The sequence below is a fragment of the Aeromonas sp. Lyrl_2 genome, from assembly GCF_051948815.1.
Classification (GTDB): Bacteria; Pseudomonadota; Gammaproteobacteria; order Enterobacterales; family Aeromonadaceae; genus Aeromonas; species Aeromonas veronii.
Genome location: NZ_JAYJLJ010000014.1, coordinates 45,014 through 63,715, shown reverse-complemented (window position 1 = coordinate 63,715; position 18,702 = coordinate 45,014). Strand labels below are relative to the sequence as shown.

15 protein-coding genes and 3 pseudogenes are annotated in these 18,702 nt (G+C 60.1%); 3 read left to right on the top strand and 15 right to left on the bottom strand.

Annotated features, from left to right (window positions below):
• Nucleotides 1-61 precede the first annotated feature (61 nt).
• A complete protein-coding gene (locus VF684_RS13640; protein WP_273545546.1) occupies nt 62-196 on the bottom strand; it encodes a hypothetical protein in 135 nt (44 codons plus the stop codon).
• Nucleotides 197-667: 471 nt separating this feature from the next.
• Here VF684_RS13640 and VF684_RS13635 point away from each other — a divergent pair, with 471 nt between their 5' ends.
• A complete protein-coding gene (locus VF684_RS13635; protein WP_111896943.1) occupies nt 668-1,618 on the top strand; it encodes an IS1595 family transposase in 951 nt (316 codons plus the stop codon).
• 145 nt (nt 1,619-1,763) lie between these two features.
• Here VF684_RS13635 and VF684_RS13630 read toward each other — a convergent pair whose 3' ends face one another.
• From VF684_RS13630 to VF684_RS13590, 9 genes and pseudogenes are all read right to left on the bottom strand, one after another.
• Nucleotides 1,764-2,915, bottom strand: a complete 1,152-nt coding sequence (locus VF684_RS13630) for a S1C family serine protease (protein ID WP_111896944.1) — start codon at nt 2,913-2,915, stop codon at nt 1,764-1,766.
• A 24-nt stretch (nt 2,916-2,939) separates the two neighbouring features.
• Entirely contained in the window at nt 2,940-3,905 is a 966-nt protein-coding gene (locus tag VF684_RS13625; protein WP_031755014.1) for a zinc metalloprotease HtpX, read from the bottom strand.
• Entirely contained in the window at nt 3,883-4,347 is a 465-nt protein-coding gene (locus VF684_RS13620; protein ID WP_425888261.1) for a phosphate-starvation-inducible PsiE family protein, read from the bottom strand. Before VF684_RS13620 ends, VF684_RS13625 begins: the two co-directional genes overlap by 23 nt.
• Before the next feature lie 219 nt (nt 4,348-4,566).
• Nucleotides 4,567-7,374, bottom strand: a complete 2,808-nt coding sequence (locus tag VF684_RS13615; protein ID WP_139737420.1) for a sensor domain-containing protein — start codon at nt 7,372-7,374, stop codon at nt 4,567-4,569.
• Between the two features lie 155 nt (nt 7,375-7,529).
• A complete protein-coding gene (trxC, locus tag VF684_RS13610) occupies nt 7,530-7,970 on the bottom strand; it encodes a thioredoxin TrxC (RefSeq protein ID WP_139700425.1) in 441 nt (146 codons plus the stop codon).
• Entirely contained in the window at nt 7,967-9,850 is a 1,884-nt protein-coding gene (gene ftsH, locus VF684_RS13605) for an ATP-dependent zinc metalloprotease FtsH (protein ID WP_139700435.1), read from the bottom strand. The genes trxC and ftsH overlap by 4 nt, the downstream gene beginning before the upstream one ends.
• Nucleotides 9,851-9,905: 55 nt before the next feature.
• On the bottom strand, nt 9,906-10,079 hold the full coding sequence (locus VF684_RS13600) for a hypothetical protein (RefSeq protein ID WP_312553988.1): 174 nt from the start codon (nt 10,077-10,079) through the stop codon (nt 9,906-9,908).
• Between the two features lie 17 nt (nt 10,080-10,096).
• On the bottom strand, nt 10,097-12,946 hold the full coding sequence (clpK, locus tag VF684_RS13595) for a heat shock survival AAA family ATPase ClpK (protein WP_065086370.1): 2,850 nt from the start codon (nt 12,944-12,946) through the stop codon (nt 10,097-10,099).
• A gap of 105 nt (nt 12,947-13,051) precedes the next feature.
• Nucleotides 13,052-13,426: pseudogene (locus tag VF684_RS13590) on the bottom strand (Hsp20/alpha crystallin family protein); the annotation flags it as partial.
• Nucleotides 13,427-13,741: 315 nt separating this feature from the next.
• Here VF684_RS13590 and VF684_RS13585 point away from each other — a divergent pair.
• Together VF684_RS13585 and VF684_RS13580 are read left to right on the top strand one after the other, a co-directional pair.
• A complete protein-coding gene (locus tag VF684_RS13585) occupies nt 13,742-14,005 on the top strand; it encodes a transposase (RefSeq protein WP_001446199.1) in 264 nt (87 codons plus the stop codon).
• Nucleotides 13,962-14,114: pseudogene (locus tag VF684_RS13580) on the top strand (transposase domain-containing protein); the annotation flags it as partial. The gene VF684_RS13585 and the pseudogene VF684_RS13580, both read left to right, overlap by 44 nt.
• Before the next feature lie 290 nt (nt 14,115-14,404).
• Here VF684_RS13580 and VF684_RS13575 read toward each other — a convergent pair.
• The 5 genes and pseudogenes from VF684_RS13575 to tnpA all read right to left on the bottom strand — a co-directional run.
• Nucleotides 14,405-14,506: pseudogene (locus VF684_RS13575) on the bottom strand (ATP-binding protein); the annotation flags it as partial.
• Between the two features lie 91 nt (nt 14,507-14,597).
• A complete protein-coding gene (locus VF684_RS13570) occupies nt 14,598-16,178 on the bottom strand; it encodes a Tn7-like element transposition protein TnsE (RefSeq protein ID WP_235671684.1) in 1,581 nt (526 codons plus the stop codon).
• Between the two features lie 34 nt (nt 16,179-16,212).
• A complete protein-coding gene (locus VF684_RS13565; protein WP_000273849.1) occupies nt 16,213-17,715 on the bottom strand; it encodes a TnsD family Tn7-like transposition protein in 1,503 nt (500 codons plus the stop codon).
• Between the two features lie 277 nt (nt 17,716-17,992).
• The gene (gene tnpB / locus VF684_RS13560) at nt 17,993-18,358 is read right to left on the bottom strand and encodes an IS66 family insertion sequence element accessory protein TnpB (protein ID WP_041205730.1); all 366 of its coding nucleotides are present in this window, start codon (nt 18,356-18,358) and stop codon (nt 17,993-17,995) included.
• Nucleotides 18,358-18,660, bottom strand: coding sequence for an IS66 family insertion sequence element accessory protein TnpA (gene tnpA, locus VF684_RS13555; protein ID WP_005325174.1), 303 nt, complete (start codon nt 18,658-18,660; stop codon nt 18,358-18,360). The genes tnpB and tnpA overlap by 1 nt, the downstream gene beginning before the upstream one ends.
• Nucleotides 18,661-18,702 lie beyond the last annotated feature (42 nt).

The following is an 18,702-nucleotide window of genomic DNA, read 5'->3' as shown; positions in this document are numbered from 1 at the left end:
GCGCCTTGATTGTTTTCACACTGCTGGTTTTTACACTGATCGTGCTATCGGATAGCCAGCCTTAAATCAGGGTCACCTGACGCGCTTTGCCATCAGGCGCCAGCGCCTGTTCCTCATCGTGGATAGTTGTGAAGGGCTCAGGGGAAATGGCGGCTGCCGATGCGATTTTGCGCTGCTGATATTGGGCCAGACGCAAGTCCAGCAGCTGTGGGATGCAAATAAAGTTTCATCCTAACCCTAAAAACAGAGAGAAACGTCGCGCGCTCTCCTATTCATAAAAAATCCCTTTTATATCAGTATGTTGTGAGCACTTACACCCGAGACTGGATCGTTTTGCCTTTCATGGGAGAATGATTAAGGGCGCTAAAGTATCATCCTAATTTTCGCCCAGGCTCGAAAAATACGGTAAATGGTGAAAATAAAGATTCATCCTTTTCCGATGTTGCCCGTTCCAACACGTAAGCAGTCAGTCAGAAAAAACACATAGATCCAATCCCTAGCGAGCATTAAGCTCTCTCATCCGTGCCAACTGCTCCAACCCTTGGACGCCCTAAATGCTTACCCAAAAAAATCAACACCTTCTTTTAAAAACACAACCTGATTACCCATGTTATGCAGCCATGCCTATACTGTATGCGCATACAGTTTCCGGGCGGAGAGCACGGCCATGGCCAAGAACAAAGTTCAGTATCAGAAGGGTCTGAGCGTAAACGGTTTTTTGGAGAAGTACGGCACGGAAGAGCTGTGCGAGAAAGCTCTCTTTAAGTGGCGTTATCCCCAAGGCTTCGTCTGTAAAAACTGCTCCAATACGACCTTTTGCCGCCTTCACCATCGTCCCCGCGTCCTTCAGTGCAACCGTTGCCGCAGCCAGAGCTCGCTGATCAGTGGCAGCATTTTCGCCTGCACCAAGCTGCCGCTGACCACCTGGTTCCTGGCGCTTCATCTGCTGACGGTCTCCAAGACCGGTCTGTCTGCCATGGAGCTGCATCGCCAGCTTGGCGTCAACTACAACACGGCCTGGATGGTGAAGCACAAACTGTTGCAGGCGATGAAAGAAGCGGATGATCGGCATCCTCTGCACGGCATTATTCAGCTCGACGACGCCTACTGGGGCGGCGAACGACGCGGTGGCAAACGAGGACGAGGGGCGGCAGGCAAGACACCTTTTGTAGCGGCAGTTGCTCTGAACGAAGTTGGACACCCGATAGCCATGCGCATGACGGTCGTTTCTGGTTTCAAAACCAAAGAGATAGGTGCTTGGGCTAAGCGCCACCTGGGGCCGGGAAGTCTGGTCATCTCTGACGGCCTCAAATGCTTTCGAGCGGTTGAGCGCGCCACTTGCAACCATCTGGGCTTCACCATGGGCGGGCGTTTGGAGTTGCTGGATCACGCCGCCTTTCGCTGGGTGAACACGATGCTCGGCAACATCAAAAACTCGCTTCACGGGAGCTGCCATAAGCTTGGCCAGAGGCACATTCCCCGCCATCTCGCTGAATACTGCTTCCGCTTCAACAATCGCTTTGACCTTAGCGGCATGCTCGCCAAGCTTGGGGCTGCTGCGGCGATCACGCCGCCTATGCCATACCGCTTGCTGAAGCTGGCTGAAGATCATGGGTAATCAGGAAACACAATCAAAAATGACACCCTTATATCCATTTAACCTAAACAGCCTTCCCCCCACTGCACTAGCTAGGGCTCGTAGTTCGGCGCAAGGCTGAAGTCGCTTGGCTGCTTCGCTGTGCAGATCCATGACCCACTTTCCATCAAACTCCCGGTTGTAGTTCCACAAGCATCTCGCGAGTCTTGCCGGCCCGCTCCACTAACAAGACCACAACATCTCCAACGTTCTTGTCGTCTAGCCGGGCCTGTAATGTAGTGACGTCGTCGACGGCGATACCGTCGATGCTGATAACGCGATCGCCGGGCACGATGCCGCCTGCGGTGACCTCGACGCCGACGAGCCCGGCCCTGTGCGCCGCCGAGCCCGGCGTCACGCGCAATACGAATACGCCCTTACTGCCGGTCAGCGCCTGCAGACGCGCGTTGAGCTGCTCATCCACCTCGATGCCCAGCGCCGGACGGATGTACTTGCCGGTCTTTATGAGTTGCGGCACCACGCGCATGACGGTATCGACCGGCACCGCAAAGCCGATGCCGGCCGAGGCGCCAGACGGACTGTAGATGGCGGTATTGATGCCGATCAGCCGCCCAGCCGAATCGAGCAGCGGGCCACCGGAATTGCCGGGGTTGATAGCGGCGTCGGTCTGGATCAGGTGGTCAATGGCCGGGCCACTGGCGTCGCCGGAAAGGGTGCGGTCAAGCGCCGAGACGATGCCGGTGGTGAGTGTCCAATCCAGGCCGAAGGGGTTGCCGATGGCGAACACCTTTTGTCCCACCTTGAGGTCTGCGCTGGTGCCGACCGGAACGGCGGGCGGGCGCTGGAAACCGACGCCGATCTTGAGCACGGCGATGTCGTGCGCTGGGCTCGCCCCCACCAGCGCGGCCTGGTAGTCGCGGCCATCGGCGAGTTTGACCGTGGCTTCGGACGCGCCCTGGATAACGTGGAAGTTGGTGACGACGTGGCCGGCGTCGTCCCAGATGAAGCCCGAGCCGGTGCCACGCGGCACGGAGAAGACATTGCGCGTCCAGACGTCGCGCACCAGCTGCGCGGTGGTGATGTAGACCACCGAGGCGCGTGATTTTTCGAACAGTTCGATGGTGGCCTGTTCGTCAGCGGCCAGATCGCCACGCGGCGTGACGGTGCGCTCAGCGGCTTGGCGCGGGCTGAACCAGGCTTCGATGGCGGGCAGGAACTGCCAGAACAGCATGAGTGCTGCAACGCACGCAGTGATGACGAGCCAGCGCCGGATGAAGGGATCCGGTGCGGGGCGTGGGTACGGGTCAGGGTAGGCCATGAGAAGTCTCCTGTTGATAGGCAATCAGCGCCATAGCCCGCTCGGGCGCCAGCGCGGCGGGCGCGGCGTCACAGCGGATTCCGGCAAGAAATGGGGCGCGTGAAACGGCAAGGCTGTTACGGGTCCAGGCGCCAACGTCAGCAGGCGTGAGATACGATCTTGCGTTGCCGGATGGGTGCGCAACCAGGAAGGCTCGGGATTGCCCCATCCCGGCCGCAGCCAGGCACGCCAGGAGCGGCTGACCCGCTCGATTTTCGCCAGCGCGGACGCCAGCCCGTGCGGGTCGCCCGTCAGTTCCGCCGCGAGGCGGTCAGCATCGAACTCACGCACGCGAGACAGGCCGAGCTGTGCGAGTAGGGCCAGCTGGGGCGAGGCGATCAGCAGAAGCAGTCCAGGCCAATTGACCGCCACCGCGCCGGCCAGCAGTGCGGGCAAGCTGAACACAATAGCGATCTGTCCGACCATCGCTAGCAGGCTCGTGAGGCGACTGACGGAATCCGCCAGCCCCATGACACGCAGATCCTCATTAGCGATGTGCGCGACCTCGTGCGCGAGCACACCCGCCAGTTCGCGCGAACTCAGGTTGCGCAGCAGGCCATCGGTGAGGGCGATCGATGCATGCTGCTTGGAGCCGGTGGCGAAGGCGTTGACGACGGCACTGGGCACGTAGTGCGGCACCGGCGTGGCGGGCAAACCGGCACGGGCGGACAGCTCGCGCAACAGAGCCCAAATTTCCGGGGCTTCGTGCGGGTGCAGTGCCCGCGCGCGATACAGGCGCAGGGTCAGCGCCGACGCGGCTGCCGGCTCCAGCAGCAGCGTGCCTGCAACGGCAAACAGCGCGAGCCACAGGCCGCTTTCCCCGAACAGCAGGCTTCCTGCGGCGGCTGCGATCCCGACCAGGGCCAGGACCAACAGCCCGGTCTGCAGGCGGTTGAGCCAGCGGTGTTGCAACAACGCCGCGCGCGGGTCACTGGGATGATGACGGGTCATGCTCAGATGTCTCGGCGGCGCGGTCGTCGCGATCGCGCAGCAGCCAGTAAGTGGTACCAAGCGCCAGTGTGGCGCCTGCCAGCGCGGCGATTTTGGCGGGACTCGTGTCGGGGTCGAGGACCACGAACTTGCGTGCCAGCGCGATCAGGCCGATGAGGATCACGGTCTTGACCTGGATGATGCTGTCCCGACGCAGCGCCACGCGCACGATGGAATGCTTGAACTCCATCGCGATCAAGAGCGTCATGATCATGCCGAACACACTCTGGAATACCTTGTGATCCAGGGGATTGAAGGCATCGAGGACCAGCAGCGTGAAGACGATGGCGATGAGCTGGAACAGCGACACCACGATGATGACGGCAATTATCGCCGACAGAACGAGGGCGACGACCTGCTCGAAGCGCTCGTAAACCGTCATCAACCGCCACTGGGAGCGCATCTCGTCAAGGGTCGTGTGGCCAGATTCTTTATGCATAAGCGTTGCTCTCTCTTTCAATGAAACGTTAATGGAACGGGGAGTCCGAGAAGACGACTCGATTACACCTGGATTGCCGGGGCAATTGCGAAGCCACCCAGCGCATAACGTCCTGCACGTCCGTGGCGCCGCCGATGGGTGGATCAGCCTCTTGCACGTCAAACCTTTGTTCCATGCATGGCATCAATTCGGCTTCTGGTCTGGCGGCAGCAATCCCAGCAGATCCGCCTGCAAACGTTGCAACTTGTCGATGCCAGCCCTCAATGCCTCGACACGGCCGGCATTTTTCATTTCACTCAGGGTGTGCGCTAACTGCTGGATGCTCTGATGCAGGACATCGACCTGATCATCAGGATCCTTGCCGAAGAACGTAGGGCGGCCACTTTGATCCCGCCAGTATTGGAGTGTTTCGGATTGAGGGGGCACTTGGGCCTTGCCTGACAGATAGTCGATCATCTGGGAAATCCAGACCCGGTGGTCGGCGTATGTGAACGGCACGGGCAGCGCGGAGCGACTGTCAGGTTTGAATCCCTTCCAGGATAAGGGTACCTGCCAGGTGTGTAGCCATTGCTCGAATTCATGCGCTGGCATCGGATGCCCGATGGCATAGCCCTGACCCCACTCGCATCCCATACGCAGCAGCATTTCACCATGCTGAATGGATTCGACTCCCTCCGCGATGCAGTTCCTGCCAAACGAGCTTGCCAGTGCCAGTAGCGCATCGAGGATGGCGATATCGTCCGGATCCTCGAGCATGCCGCGTATAAAACCTTGGTCGATCTTGAGCAGGTGCGCGGGCAGGCGCTTCAGATAGGTCAGCGATGAATAGCCGCTGCCGAAATCGTCGAGGGCAAAACGCAATCCCATCCTCTCGCACAGCGCCATCAACTGAGACACTTGAACGAAGTCCTCCACGGCGCTGGTTTCGAGGATTTCCAGTTCAAGGTCTTGCGGCTGGGCGCCGGGATGTCGTGACAACATACCCCGTAGATGCATGATGAAGTCCGGTTGCAGCAAGTGCCGCGCACCGATATTCACGCTGATCGGGACATGAAGGCCGGCCTTGCGCCAAACTTCGATCTGGGTCAGCGCAGCCTCGATGGTCCATTCCCCCACGTCAATCCCGAGCGGATGGTTCTCAATGATGGGTATGAAGGAGGCAGGAGATAACAAGCCACGCGTCGGATGTTGCCAGCGGATCAAGGCTTCGGCGCCCAGCACCTCACCGGTGCGCATGTTGACCTTAGGTTGGAAATAAAGCAGAAACTGCCCATTGGCAAGTGCATTCTTTATGCTGTCAAATCCTTCGTGACGGGTGCACAGAGTACAATCCTTCTCCGTATCGAAAACGTGATATCGATTCTTGCCGGCTTGCTTGGCACGATACATAGCCTGATCTGCCTGCCGCAGCAGTTGGTCGGCGTCGATATCTTCGCCTTGCGGGTAGTAGCTCACACCGATACTCGCGCTCACCTCGCACAGTGCGTCACCAATCGGTACGGGCTGTACAGCCACCTCGATCAGGCGATCGAGAATCGGTACGCTGACGGAAATATCCGGCAGGTCGACCAGAATAGCGACAAACTCATCACCACCAAGACGGGCCAAGGTATCGTCTTCGCGCAACACCTGCGCCATACGCCTGGACAGGACGGAAAGCAATTTGTCGCCGACTCCGTGGCCGTGCTGGTCGTTGACCTTCTTGAATTCATCCAGATCGATGAAGACAACCGCCAGGTGCATGCCACGCCGACGTGTCTGACGAATGGCCTGCTTAAGGCGGTCTCCAAGCAATAGTCGATTGGGCAAGCCGGTGAGCAGGTCGTAATGAGCAACGCGTTCAAGCTGTTGCTGGTTCTCCTTCAGCCCTGTGATGTCGGAAAACATGGCTGCGTAATGCTCGATATTGCCCCGCGTATCCGGGACTGCACTGATCGTCAGCAGCGCGGCAAACTGACTGCCGTTCTTGCGTCGGCACCAGAGCTCTCCGTGCCAATAGTCGTGCTCACGCAGAGCCTGCCAAACGGTCTGATAGAACTCATCGTCATAGCGATCGGACTCGAGCAGACGAGGTGTCTGACCCATTACTTCCTCCCGCGCATAACCAGTGATCACGGAAAACGCCCAATTGACGTTGACTATGTGGCCTTGAGCGTCGGTAACGAGGATGCCCTCTCCTGCGTGCTCAAAAACTTTAGCCGCAAGGCGAAGCTCTTCCGCGGATATTCTGCGTGAGGTGACATCATGGATATAGCCGTGCCAGAGGATGCTCCCATCAGGCATGGCTTCAGGCGACGCCTCGCCTTCGACCCAGATCACCCGACCGTCTGGAAACTGCACTCGGTACTCGTCATGCCAAAGCGCGAGTGACTGCCCCGACGCCCGTATGGTTTCATGCACACGGTCGCGGTCTTCAGGATGGAGCGCAGCGAACGCAGGCGTGGCATCTTCAACAACATCCTCCGGTGCAACCCCGTATATTTCCTGTATCCTCGCGCTGGCATAAGGGAAGTGCGAGCTGCCGTCCGGACGAAGACGGTATTGGTAAAGCATACCGGGAACGTGGCTGGCCAACTCTTCTCGCTGTCGGCGCATAGCGTTCAGCGCCTGCTCGACCCTCTTGAGATCGGTGATGTCCTCTACCGTCCCGTCTGCCGCTCTGGGTCGACCAGAGGCGTCGCCCTTGAATGTTGCCCGCAGGTGTATCCAGCGAACCTGCCCTCCGCTGACGATGCGACACCGCAGATCAAGGGACTTTCCGCACATGGCAGCATCCCATGCCCTATCGAAGAGGGGGCGGTCTTCAGGGTGAATGCACTGCAGGAATCGCTCGAAGGCTATTGGCGCACCAACATCCAGGCCGAGCACGCGGCAGGCTTCATCGGAGCAAGTGAGGAGTTGCGAGCCAAGATCGAGATGCCAACTGCCAGAATGGGCATTCTGGTTAATCTGGTCACAGTGTCGGGCTGAGGTTTGAGGCGTCTCGTTCAAAGGTGACGCTCCTTATGGGTGAAACAGAGGTTCCAAAGTTTCTGCAACTCGGAGCGCATTTCGTCAAAGATTGTGTGGTTAGGGTCTCTATGCATCGCGGCTACGCACTCTCTTCAAGGATCGAACAACTGATAAGCAGGGTGGTTCGCGCCGGGTCATTGCGGCAAGCGGGATGTCACCCAGCGCATAATGTCCTGCGCGCCCATGGCGCCCGCCTGACGTGCAACCTCATGTCCCCCTCGGAACAAAATCAGGGTTGGAATGCTGCGAATACCGAACTGGGCGGCCAGGTGAGGCTCGGCCTCGGTATTTACCTTGGCCAACCTCACCTTGGGTTCAAGCAGGGAGGCTGCCTGCTCGAACTGCGGCGCCATCATCTTGCACGGTCCGCACCACGGCGCCCAAAAGTCAACCAGCAGCGGCAGGTTACTGCGCTCCAGATGACGGGCGAAGGTCGCTGTGGTCAGATCAATGGGCTCTCCGGTGAACAGCGGGTGCTGGCACCGCCCGCAATTGGGCTTCTCTGCCAACTTGTTGGCTGGCACGCGATTGATGGATTGGCAGTGTGGGCAGACGATATGAATGCTGTCACTCATGAGGTGGCTCCTTGGGACACAGAGGAAGTAATGGCTCCGGCAGTTGGGCCGCTGTGACATGGGGATTCGAGCTGTAGCCCTTGCGTCAGTTGCCGGATGCTGTATTCATCCAGCGTTTCCCGTGCGAGCAGTTCGCGCGCGCACCGCTCCAGCACTTCTCGGTTAATTTCGAGAATTCGGTATGCACGATCAAACACACCCATCACGATGTCACGGATGGCTTGGTCGATGCGTGTCTGAGTCGATTCGGCTACCCGGCAGCCACCCTGTACCAGTTCAGGCGCATCAAGAAAACGCGGCCTCTGTGCCTCAAAAGCAACGTACCCCAAGCCCTCATCCATGCCGAAGCGCGTAATCATGTCGCGGGCGATGTCGGTGGCCCGCGCGAGATCGTCTGAAGCCCCTGTGGACAGCTCGCCAAACACGAGCTTCTCAGCCGCGCGCCCTCCCAGGAGCACGGCGATTTTGTGCTCCAGGTCGGCACGTGTCATCAGAAATCGGTCTTCGATGGGCCGCTGCAGGGTGTAGCCGAGTGCACCGATGCCACGCGGAACGATTGAAATCTTGTGTACCGGATCGGTGCCGGGCAGCGCCATCGCCACCAGCGCATGCCCCATCTCGTGATAGGCCACGGTTTCCCGCTCCTTCGGATTGAGCACACGGTTCTTCCTTTCCAGGCCGGCCACGATGCGCTCGATGGCGGCGGTGAAGTCTTGCAGTTCCACAGCCTGCGCCTTGCGCCGCGTCGCGTTCAGCGCTGCTTCGTTCACGAGATTGGCCAGATCAGCGCCGGAAAAGCCGGTGGTCAGCGCCGCCACCTGTTCCAGATCTACACCGTGGGCCAGGGTGATCTTCTTGACATGGACCTTCAGGATATCCAGGCGACCTTTCTTGTCGGGACGGTCCACCAGCACCTGACGGTCGAAGCGACCGGCGCGCAGCAGCGCCTGGTCGAGAATTTCGGGGCGGTTGGTGGCGGCGAGGATGATCAGCCCGACCGAGCTGTCGAAGCCGTCCATCTCCGTGAGCAGCTGGTTGAGGGTCTGCTCGCGCTCGTCGTGGCCGCCGATGGGGCCGCCGACGCCGCGCGCGCGGCCCAGCGCATCGAGCTCGTCGATGAAGATGATGGCCGGCGCCTGCCCGCGGGCCTGCTCGAACAGGTCGCGCACACGGGCCGCACCCACGCCGACGAACATCTCGACAAACTCTGATCCGGAGATGGAGAAGAAGGGCACCGCCGCCTCGCCGGCAACAGCCTTGGCCAGCAATGTCTTGCCGGTGCCCGGTGGGCCGACCAGCAACACGCCCTTGGGAATGCGCGCCCCGAGCCGTCCATACTCCTGCGGATTCTTGAGGAAATCGACGATCTCAACCAACTCCGCCTTGGCTTCATCGACGCCAGCGACATCGGCAAAGGTCACGCCAGTGTTCTTCTCCATGAATACCTTGGCACGGCTCTTGCCGATGCTCAGGAAGCCACCCATGCCCTGCTTCTCGGCGAAGCGGCGGAACAGGAAGAACCAGACGCCGAAGAAGGCCACCGCCGGCAGAATCCAGGACAGCACATCACGCAGCCAAGTGCTTTCCACCACCCGCGCATAGGGCACGTCGTACTTGGACAGCCGCTCGGCCAGGTCGGGTTCGACACGGGTGGCCACGATAGTGGTCTTGCCCCGGCTGTCCGGCGATTTCAGGCGCCCGGTGACCGTGCGGTCCGACACCAGCACTTCGGCGACGCGACCCTCGGCCAGCGCCTTCTCGAACTCGCTGTAGGGCACCGGCTCGACGGTTTTCGCCGTCTGCCAGTAGCTCTGCAAACTCAACAACAGCAGGAGGGCAACGATCCAGTAGCCGGTATTCCATTGATTCTTTTTTTCCATGGGCCGTGTTCCTCGAAAGTCGAGTCGCCATCAGGTGAACAGACGGGCTGCGCCGTCACGCAAACGGATGGCCAGCGAGCGGGAGGGCAGTGCCGCCGCTGATGAGCAGCCCCCACGGCGTGGCCGACCGCGGATCACGCTTGTAGACGACCGCGTGACCCGCGGCCACGACCGCCACCGCGATCGAGGCCAGGGAGGCTGCCCATGCCAGGCCGATGGGATCGGACACGGCAGCCTCTCCCAACATTAAGACGCGTCGCTCGCCGACTTCTTCTTGCGAGAGCCCTTACCCGCGTCGCCATGCGGCGCCTCGGCCGCCTTCGCGGCATCCGGCTGCTCTGGCTCGGCCGGAGTCTGCGGTGACTCATGGCGTTCGAACACCACCCGTTCGGCCTTGTCGTCCCAGCGGGCGCTGGCGTGATCGCCCTTGCCGATACCGCCACCCAGCATCTCGCGCGCTAGTGCCGTCTCCAGCTCGCTGCGGATCAACCGCTTGAGCTCACGCGCGCCGAACTCGGGCTTGTAGCCTTCCTCCGCGAAGTGGTCGATCAAGGTCTGATCGAAGGTCAGCGTCACGCCCTGGCTGGCGGCGTTGCGGGCCACACGATCGAGCTGCAGGCCGACGATATGGCGGATCTCCTCCTTGCCCAGCGCATGGAAGACGATGATCTCGTCGATGCGGTTGATGAACTCGGGGCGGAAGTGTCCGCGCAGCACGTCCATCACCTCGGACTTGGTCTTCTCGTATTCCTCGCCGGCGGCGCTACGGGCCTTCAGCCGACGCTGGATGATGTCCGAGCCCAAGTTCGAGGTGGCGATGATGATGGTATTGGTGAAATCCACCACCCGGCCCTTGCCGTCGGTGAGCCGCCCGTCGTCGAACACCTGCAGCAGGATGTTGTAGACGTCGGGGTGAGCCTTCTCGATCTCGTCCAGCAGCAACACGCTGTAGGGCTTGCGACGCACCTTCTCGGTGAGCTGGCCGCCCTCGTCATAGCCCACATAACCCGGAGGCGCGCCCACCAGGCGTGCCACGGTATGGCGTTCCCCGTACTCGGACATGTCGATGCGCAGCAGCGCACCTTCATCGCCATAGATGGACTCGGCCAGCGCCTTGGCGAGCTCGGTCTTGCCCACGCCGGTCGGCCCGAGGAACAGAAAAGTCGCCACCGGCTTGCCGCCTTCGCGCAGCCCCGCGCGCGACAACCGCACGGCATCGGCCACCGCGCGCACCGCTTCGTCCTGGCCCACCAGGCGCTCGTGCAGCCGCTGTTCCAGATGCAACAGCTTCTCGCGTTCTTCCACCGTCAGCTCGTTGACCGGAATGCCGGTCAGGCGCGAGACGATCTGCGCGACATGCTCGGCCTTGACTTCGGCGCTGCCCGAGGCGCGCTCGCGCTCCCAATCTTCGATGAGCTTCTTGAGTTCGGCCTCTTTTGCCTCGATGCGCTTGCCCAGCTCGGCGGCCTTGTCGTACTGCTTGCGCGAGGCCATGTAGTCCTGCTCACGCCGCAACTGGTGCAGTTCGGACTCCAGCTCTTGTACGGCCACTGGGCGAGCCGTGGCCGACAGCTTCACGCGTGCGGCCGCCTGGTCAAGCAGGTCGATGGCCTTGTCAGGCAAAAAGCGCGCGGTGATGTAGCGGTCCGACAACTCGGCGGCGGCGATGATCGCATCCTCGGTGATGCTGACCTTGTGGTGCGCCTCGAAGGTGTCGCGCAGGCCGCGCAGGATCATCATGGTCTGCGCTACCGTCGGCTCGGGCACCATCACCGGCTGGAAACGACGCTCCAGCGCGGCGTCCTTCTCGATGTACTTCTGATACTCGTTGAGCGTGGTGGCGCCGATCAGGTTCAGCTCGCCGCGCGCCATCATCGGCTTGAACACGTTGGCCACGTCCAGCCCGCCTTCGCCGCCACCCTGGCCGGCACCGACGATGGTGTGCACTTCATCGATGAAGAGAATCATCTCGCCCTGGTGCTCGGTCACTTCCTTGAGCACCTTCTGCACGCGCTCCTCGAACTCGCCGCGATACTTGGCGCCGGCCACCATGGCGTTGATGTTGAGTTCCACCAGACGCTTGTCGCGCAGCGTCTCGGGCACTTCGCCGGCGACCATCCGCTGCGCCAGTCCTTCGACAATGGCGGTCTTGCCGACGCCGGGCTCACCGATCAACACCGGGTTGTTTTTCTTGCGCCGGGCCAGCACCTCGATGGTGGTCTCGATCTCCTGCGCACGGCCGATGACCGGATCGAGCTTGCCCTCGCGCGCCATCTTGGTGAGGTCGCGCGAATACTTGTCGAGTTCTGGCGTGTTGGTCGGCGTCTCGGCGCGGCCATCCTCGGCGCCTTTGCCGACCACCTTGCTGACCTGTTGGCGCAGCGCCTGCGGCGTCAGGCCGTAGCGGCGTAGCAGGTTGGCGGCCAGCCCTTCGCCTTCCTCGGTCAGACCGATCAGGAAATGCTCCGGACCGACATAGGAATGGCCGAGTTCATTGGAGGCCACGAAGGCGCGGCTGAGCGCATCCTTCACGCGCGGCGACACGCCGATCTCGCCCTCGAACGGCTTGTCCCCGCGCTTGGCCTCGGACTCGATCTGCCGCTTGAGGTCATCGACCTTGATTTTGAACTGACCCAGGATGGTCTTGACCACGTCGCTGTCGGCCAGCGCCAGCAGCAGATGTTCGGTATCCACCTCGGAGCGGCCAAATTCGGCAGCGTGTTTGGCGGCCTCTTGCAGCAGGGCTTCCGACTGTTCGCTGATGCGGCTGGCCAGCCCACTGCCGCGCCGGCGCGGTGCACCCGAACCTGCGGCGGCGGGTTCGCCAAACACGGCATCGACCACGTCATCGGTATCGGCGGCAAAGGGCGTCGCGTCGTCGCCGATGCGGAAGAAGTCACTGCCGAGGAAGTCCTCGAACAGGCCGCTGCGCGAGCCGAACAAGGCTTCCAGCGGCGAGACGGTGCGCTTTTGCTGGCGCACCAGTTGGCGGTAATGGTCGTCGCACAACAGCATGGTGCTGTGACGCCCGTTGAGATTGGCTTCCACCCGCACGGTGGCGGGTTGGCCGCAGACCTGGCATTGTTTTCTGGCCATGCTGATGCTCCTGAGAAGGTTGACAAGGTTGAGGCGACGAGGCATCGCGAGCCGCGACACCTCGTCTCGTACCGGGTTTTTCTTGTGACGAACGAGCCGGCGACGTCAGCTGTTGATCGGGATCGAACGTCCCTGCTTCGGCGCGCTGACCTCGCGCTTGTCGATCGTGACCGTGAGCACCCCGTTCTTGAACGATGCCTTGATCGAATCCTGATTGGCGTCGTCAGGCAGGTTCAAGGCGCGGTGAAAGCTGCCGTAGGTGCGCTCCACACGGTGGAAGCCACCTTCCTTCTTCTCCTGTTCCTGGCGCTTCTCGCCACGCACCACCAGCACGTCGTTGTCGAGGGTGATCTGGATGTCCTTTTCCTCGACACCGGGCACTTCCAGGGCAATCTTGTACTGCTTGTCGGTTTCCTGGATGTCCAGGGCCGGCTTCAGCATGCCCGACCAATCGGATGGCAGCCGCGGCATGGCCAGCGCCTGGCTCGTCAGCCTGCGTGTGCCACAGGCGCCTCGATCAAACACCGATCCTCACGTTGTAGCCGAGTGCCCGCAGCCCCTTGCTCGTCTGCATGTTCCTTGGCGGAAACTCGTCTGGGCGCGCCCAGCCGACGCTTTCCCCGAGGCTGCTCAGGCCAACGTGCGGAATTGCCCAGTCGTCGCTGCGGATCGCGTTCCAGAGTCGGGCCGAAACACTTCCGTTGCCCCAGACAGCGTAGTTCAACAGTATCCGTCCGGCCAACACACCTTCCCGACACCGCCGCCGAAGGCCATGGCCCATCAAGCGGATTTTCCATGCCCCCTCAGCGCCGTACCTACAGCAAATCTTTCAAGGCCCAGGTCATTCAGGAGTGTTCTGAACCCGGTGCCTCCATCGCAAACATCGCCTTGGGCTACAGCCTCAATGCCAACCTCGTCCACAAATGGATTCGGCTGCATACCCAGAAAACCACGGCTATCCAGCCAGCGTTCATCCCGTTGCCTTCTCAAATGCTCGGCGCGGGATCGCATGCTCAAGTGCGCTGCTGCGATCATGAGTTTGATCCAGTCGGCCCGTAATAATGGGCACGATCCGTATGCCTATCTCAAGGATGTGCTGACACGGTTGCCGACGCAGCGGGCGAGTGAGATTGCAGAGCTGCTGCCGCATAGGTGGCATCCGGCATAGTCGCGCAAGACGGTTTGCCCGCACGCTTACGTTCAACAGCTCAAGCACCGTCCGCCCTTAGCGGGATCGTTGCCGCCAGAGCCACACGCCGAACTTTTCCACCTTGTCGTCGCCGGCCTGCGGTCAGTCAGGCAAGCCCAGGTGCTCGTTTTCCTGCTTGATCGCGTGGTCTCGGATCGCGTGCACCCGGGAAACGGCATCCACGAACTGCCACCATCTCTTAGCTTGGCGGGGTCAAGCCAGCCGGGATGCCCGGACGGTTACGCTGGTCCGCGCCCAGTTGCAGCACCAAGGTCGGCCGCAGTGATGAAGCGGGTCTTGATGCCGCACTGCGCCGCCCGATAGCGCAGTGCGATGGCCAGATGCGTCTTGCCGACTCCCAAGGGGCCTATATCGCCTTGGCACGGCTCCGGGCAGTTTCGGGGAGGCTGCACGCAGTGCGCGACAAGATGTATCGCAGCCGAACTGCGGTGTATTCTGCAATCAGCCTAGGGCCGCGCGTATCCGCTGCTTCCAGTCGAACACCCGGGCATGGTTGGCCCCAGGTGAGCTTTCTTTCGGGTGATGCACAGAGTGCAAAGGCTCACAGTACTTCGCCATGGTGCCTGGCCAACGCAACGAGCCTTTCACTGTCTCCCTCAAGATCCTGTCTATGCATTTTCCTGCCTCAACACCTGCTTTGAAGCCCATGATCCGCGTTGACATGGTCTTCCGGTTGTCTGAGGTATCTATTTCTAGAAGGTAGCGTTGATCGCCGTTTTGCAGCTTGAACCTTGCCAGCAGATAGCAGCGTGATTTTTCGTGATCAATCATGTGGTAGCTGCAACGTGGAACGGGCGGCAGAGGCCTCACTTCCAGTGCTACCAGCGCAACTCCAGACTCTTGGGTGATTTGTTCAAGAATCTCTCGGAGCAGCGAGAAGCGATCTGCAAGCCGTTCATGCTCGTCCCCATCACCCTCTCCCTCACCCAATTGTTGGAATTCTCCTGACGCTATGCTGCCCTCGCTCACAGGATCAGCCACGCCGAAGAGTTGGCTTTCTCTGCTCGGGCATTGCTCGTCGTCGACCTTCTTGCCATGACCGTTGGCACGCTCCCCGTTGTAGGCGATCTTGGTGCGCAGCTGAGCATCAAACGTGACTCCCTCAACGGGCAGATGAATCAACCTCTGCTCCTTGGCAGCAGTCGGCTCTTCGTCAGCATCCACCTCCAACTCTTTCGCTCCCGATGGCACGGATACACAGCCTGTGTTCTCTCCCCTGACGGGTAACTTGAGAGCAGGGTGATGGAAAAAAATATCACCGCGATGGCTAAACCGGAGCCCCTGAAGCTTTTCGATCTCCCAGACCAGCAATTCGTTGCTTTCCGGATCAAAGGGGCCTCGCACATCCATGGTGGTACCCGCGAGGGAAGTGGGTGCCTGAAAGTCGAACTGCCACCTGGCATACGCCGACTCTTGCAGTACCCGCTCTTGCCTTTGATTGAGGCTTTGCCAGATTGACTCGAAGGATCGCCTCACATCCTGATTCAGCAGCAGCCAACTGAAATGGTCTCTGTATCCCTTGATTTTGAGAAGCTGACTTGGGGCCCCCGTCTTCGGGGGCGTATGGATATGAACAACATCGCCCTCTCTGTAGATCGTGAAGGCCATGTCCAAGCCATTCGGTGCGAAGGCTGCACGAACGATGAAGGCTGCGTGGAAGAACATTTTTCGTGTCAGCTCGAATTTCGGCAGCCAGACGGTCAGACCATCGACCTCGAACACAAAGCATCGCTGTCCAGATATCTCAGGATTTGCAGCAAGCCTTCTGGCCAGACGTGGGCACTCACCCAACTGCCTTTCCCGCCAGGTATCTATTGCAGGAAGCACCACCGTCTTCTTGAAACCACTGGGACGATAAGGAGCCCCTTCTTCGCCAAGAAACTCGCGACCAACGGCCAAGACACACGACATCTCCTGTGCGAACCGCTGCAGCTGCAGCTGACCGTTACGCTCAAAGAGAGCCGCCAACTGCCACTGGGCCGCCGGAGTCTTGGCCCTGAAAAAATTTCCAACGGCCAGCAACCTGGATCCGTTCGGGATCTGACGAAATACTGTCCTATTCAATCCATCTTCCTATCAATCGAATGAACGCAGTGGTCAGTGGTGCCACCCTGCTTTTTTCCAATCCACAACGCTTTTCCAGCTCCCAGCGCCTAGACGTTATGCCTGTCTGTACATCCTTCAGCATCGCTGCAGTCAGGCGACGGATCTGATACTCGCCGACGGACTCGGCATAGCGATCCAGGAAGGTGCAGCAAAGAGGCAATTGATCGAGACGGTGCTCGACTGATGCCCGATGGGGTAGCTGCTGCAGGAACCAGTTGCGACTCCTGCGCGGAAGGCCCAGGTCTTCTTCGCTACCTCTACCAATCCGGATCAGCAGGCGCACCAACCTTATGTCACGCGCTCGCCAGTCGATGTGGCTGTTGTTGCCCTGTCGGCGCTGCCTGACCTGGTTCGCAACCATCAGCCAGTGTCGGTCATGACGATAGAGCCAGGCGTAACATGCCCCTGCTCCGTCTTGCCTGGCTGCCTTGGCTCCACCGTGATTAGCCAGTGCTTGCAGCCAAATGGCTCGGTACTGCTGCTTTTGCTCAAACTCAGCAGGGAGCAGCTGCACTGACCGCTCGGAGGCAAGGTCGACCTGGCGAGTCTTCGCCTCGCTGATCAGCTCGCCAGCATGCTGGCCAGGGCGCAGGCTGGTCCAGACGATCAGATGCTGCAGCGCACTGAATCCCTTGCGATGCTTCCTGAACATCGCCAACAGCCAAGGTGGAGGCTCTCCGGATGTCAGCAGACCGTTCGCAGCAAGCCAATCCCTTTGATGGGATGCCAGGATCTTCTCCCAGATGACTTCAGCCCTGACCTGCCGGCCTCGCCTGGCGCCGCACTCTGTAGCCAGGTACCGGTACAGGTTGGTCCAGCGTCCGTAGCCAGGCGATTGCACCTCTTCGAGCGCCAGCAGCTGCATAGCAGCCTTGGCGAGCCTGATAGCCTCTTCGCCCACGGGACTCACACGAAGATCACGGGGCAGAAACAGTGGAGAGGCTGTATGAAACTCGTGCCGCTGCGCTCGACGGAACGGGATAGGTGAGTTCAGGAGCTGACAGCCATGCTCGGGACAGGCATCTATCCCTTGAATCTGCCAGCTACGCCGCCAGTAGGGTTCACCGTAGCGCGCAGCCATATCTTCAAAGCAGATCGGGCAGTAACGCAGCCAATCGGGCCACTTGACCAAGGCCGTCGAGGCCCCAGACAGACCAATCGTCGGCCGGTCGGGAGCAAGCATGGCCTGAAAAAGATCGGTACGGCGCTCCGGCGGAATGAAAGGGGCATAGAGCGGGAACAGCGTGTGATTCAGGATCATGCCTTCCGCATCCAAGCCCGTGTTGTTCGCCAACGCAGTCAGGTGTGTGGGCAGATCGGTGATCGCGGCAACCTTGCTGTCACCGAAAAGCATGTGCAGCAAGGTCTTGTGGCTGCCTATCCCCAGATGTACCCGGCACCGGGCAATACCGCTGTAAAGCAGTTCGTCCGGGTAGAGCCTGGGGAAGTACATGTCAGCTCGCTCTCAGCAGAGGCCGCAGATCGAGGATCAAGCCAGCCTGCTTGAATCTGTCATAGGCCTCGCTTTCAGGCCCATCGGCATAACGTCGGCGCAGATCCTCCTCGGATAGGTACCCCCACTCCGTCCGCTTAACTCTGGAAATGCCGGGCCTCTTGGGAGCGTCCTGCGCGAGGCCACTGAGATCAGGTGATGGGGTGAGGTTTTTCAGCGTCATTTTCATGAGGAAATTATAACAAAAACAAGGCGGTAAAGCACGAGGTTGGCGGTATTAAAGCGTCTCATAATGCAGTGTTTTATGGCCCTGCATCAAGGAGATATCGTAGCCATCGAGCAACCAGTTTATCTGCTCGGAAGAGAGGGAGAGTAGCTCATCGGCAGACGATGGCCACTTGAATTTCTCCTCGGCCAGCGCCTTGTAATAGAGCACAAAGCCGTTGTCCTCCCACATCAGACACTTGATCTTGTTGCGGCGGCGATTGGTAAAGGCATAGAGGGCACCGGTGAATGGGTTGTGCCCCAGTTGCTGCTCGACCAGCGCCGCCAGGCCGTGGGCCTGTTTACGAAAATCGATAGGAGCCCGATAGAGGTAGATCTGCGGCATGGTCAGTGCCGGACGCAAGTAACGAGGGCGCATTACAACTGCCTCATGATAGCGCCGAGCAAATCGATATTGCCCGGATGTAACCCGGAGAGAGTGATCCCGTTGGGTAAGGTGAGCGTCAAGCCAACTTCGGTCCCGACAGGAGCAGGCATGGCTACTCTGACAAAGCCAGGAAGAGAGTCCGAGTCTACAGGCTGTTCGAGCTTTTTACGCCAGTAAGCAAACTGGTGATAGACCAGTGCCTGGCTTTTGCAAAAGGCGTGGCCGGAGAGGCCGGAGTCAAGCCAGGCAGTGATCTGCTGCTGCCAAAAATCAGCACGTTCTTGAGTGGTCATAGTGAAAATCCAGCGAAGAGGTAATGGATTTCAAGTGTGACG

Coding starts and splice junctions, on each gene's coding strand:
- VF684_RS13635 (WP_111896943.1), top strand. CDS start 668: ATGGCCAAGAACAAAGTTCAGTATCAGAAGGGTCTGAGCGTAAACGGT.
- trxC (WP_139700425.1), bottom strand. CDS start 7,970: ATGAGTGACAGCATTCATATCGTCTGCCCACACTGCCAATCCATCAAT.
- VF684_RS13565 (WP_000273849.1), bottom strand. CDS start 17,715: ATGTACTTCCCCAGGCTCTACCCGGACGAACTGCTTTACAGCGGTATT.
- tnpA (WP_005325174.1), bottom strand. CDS start 18,660: ATGACCACTCAAGAACGTGCTGATTTTTGGCAGCAGCAGATCACTGCC.
- ftsH (WP_139700435.1), bottom strand. CDS start 9,850: ATGGAAAAAAAGAATCAATGGAATACCGGCTACTGGATCGTTGCCCTC.
- VF684_RS13625 (WP_031755014.1), bottom strand. CDS start 3,905: ATGACCCGTCATCATCCCAGTGACCCGCGCGCGGCGTTGTTGCAACAC.
- clpK (WP_065086370.1), bottom strand. CDS start 12,946: ATGGCCAGAAAACAATGCCAGGTCTGCGGCCAACCCGCCACCGTGCGG.
- tnpB (WP_041205730.1), bottom strand. CDS start 18,358: ATGCGCCCTCGTTACTTGCGTCCGGCACTGACCATGCCGCAGATCTAC.
- VF684_RS13620 (WP_425888261.1), bottom strand. CDS start 4,347: ATGCGCTCCCAGTGGCGGTTGATGACGGTTTACGAGCGCTTCGAGCAG.
- VF684_RS13585 (WP_001446199.1), top strand. CDS start 13,742: ATGCCCCCTCAGCGCCGTACCTACAGCAAATCTTTCAAGGCCCAGGTC.
- VF684_RS13630 (WP_111896944.1), bottom strand. CDS start 2,915: ATGGCCTACCCTGACCCGTACCCACGCCCCGCACCGGATCCCTTCATC.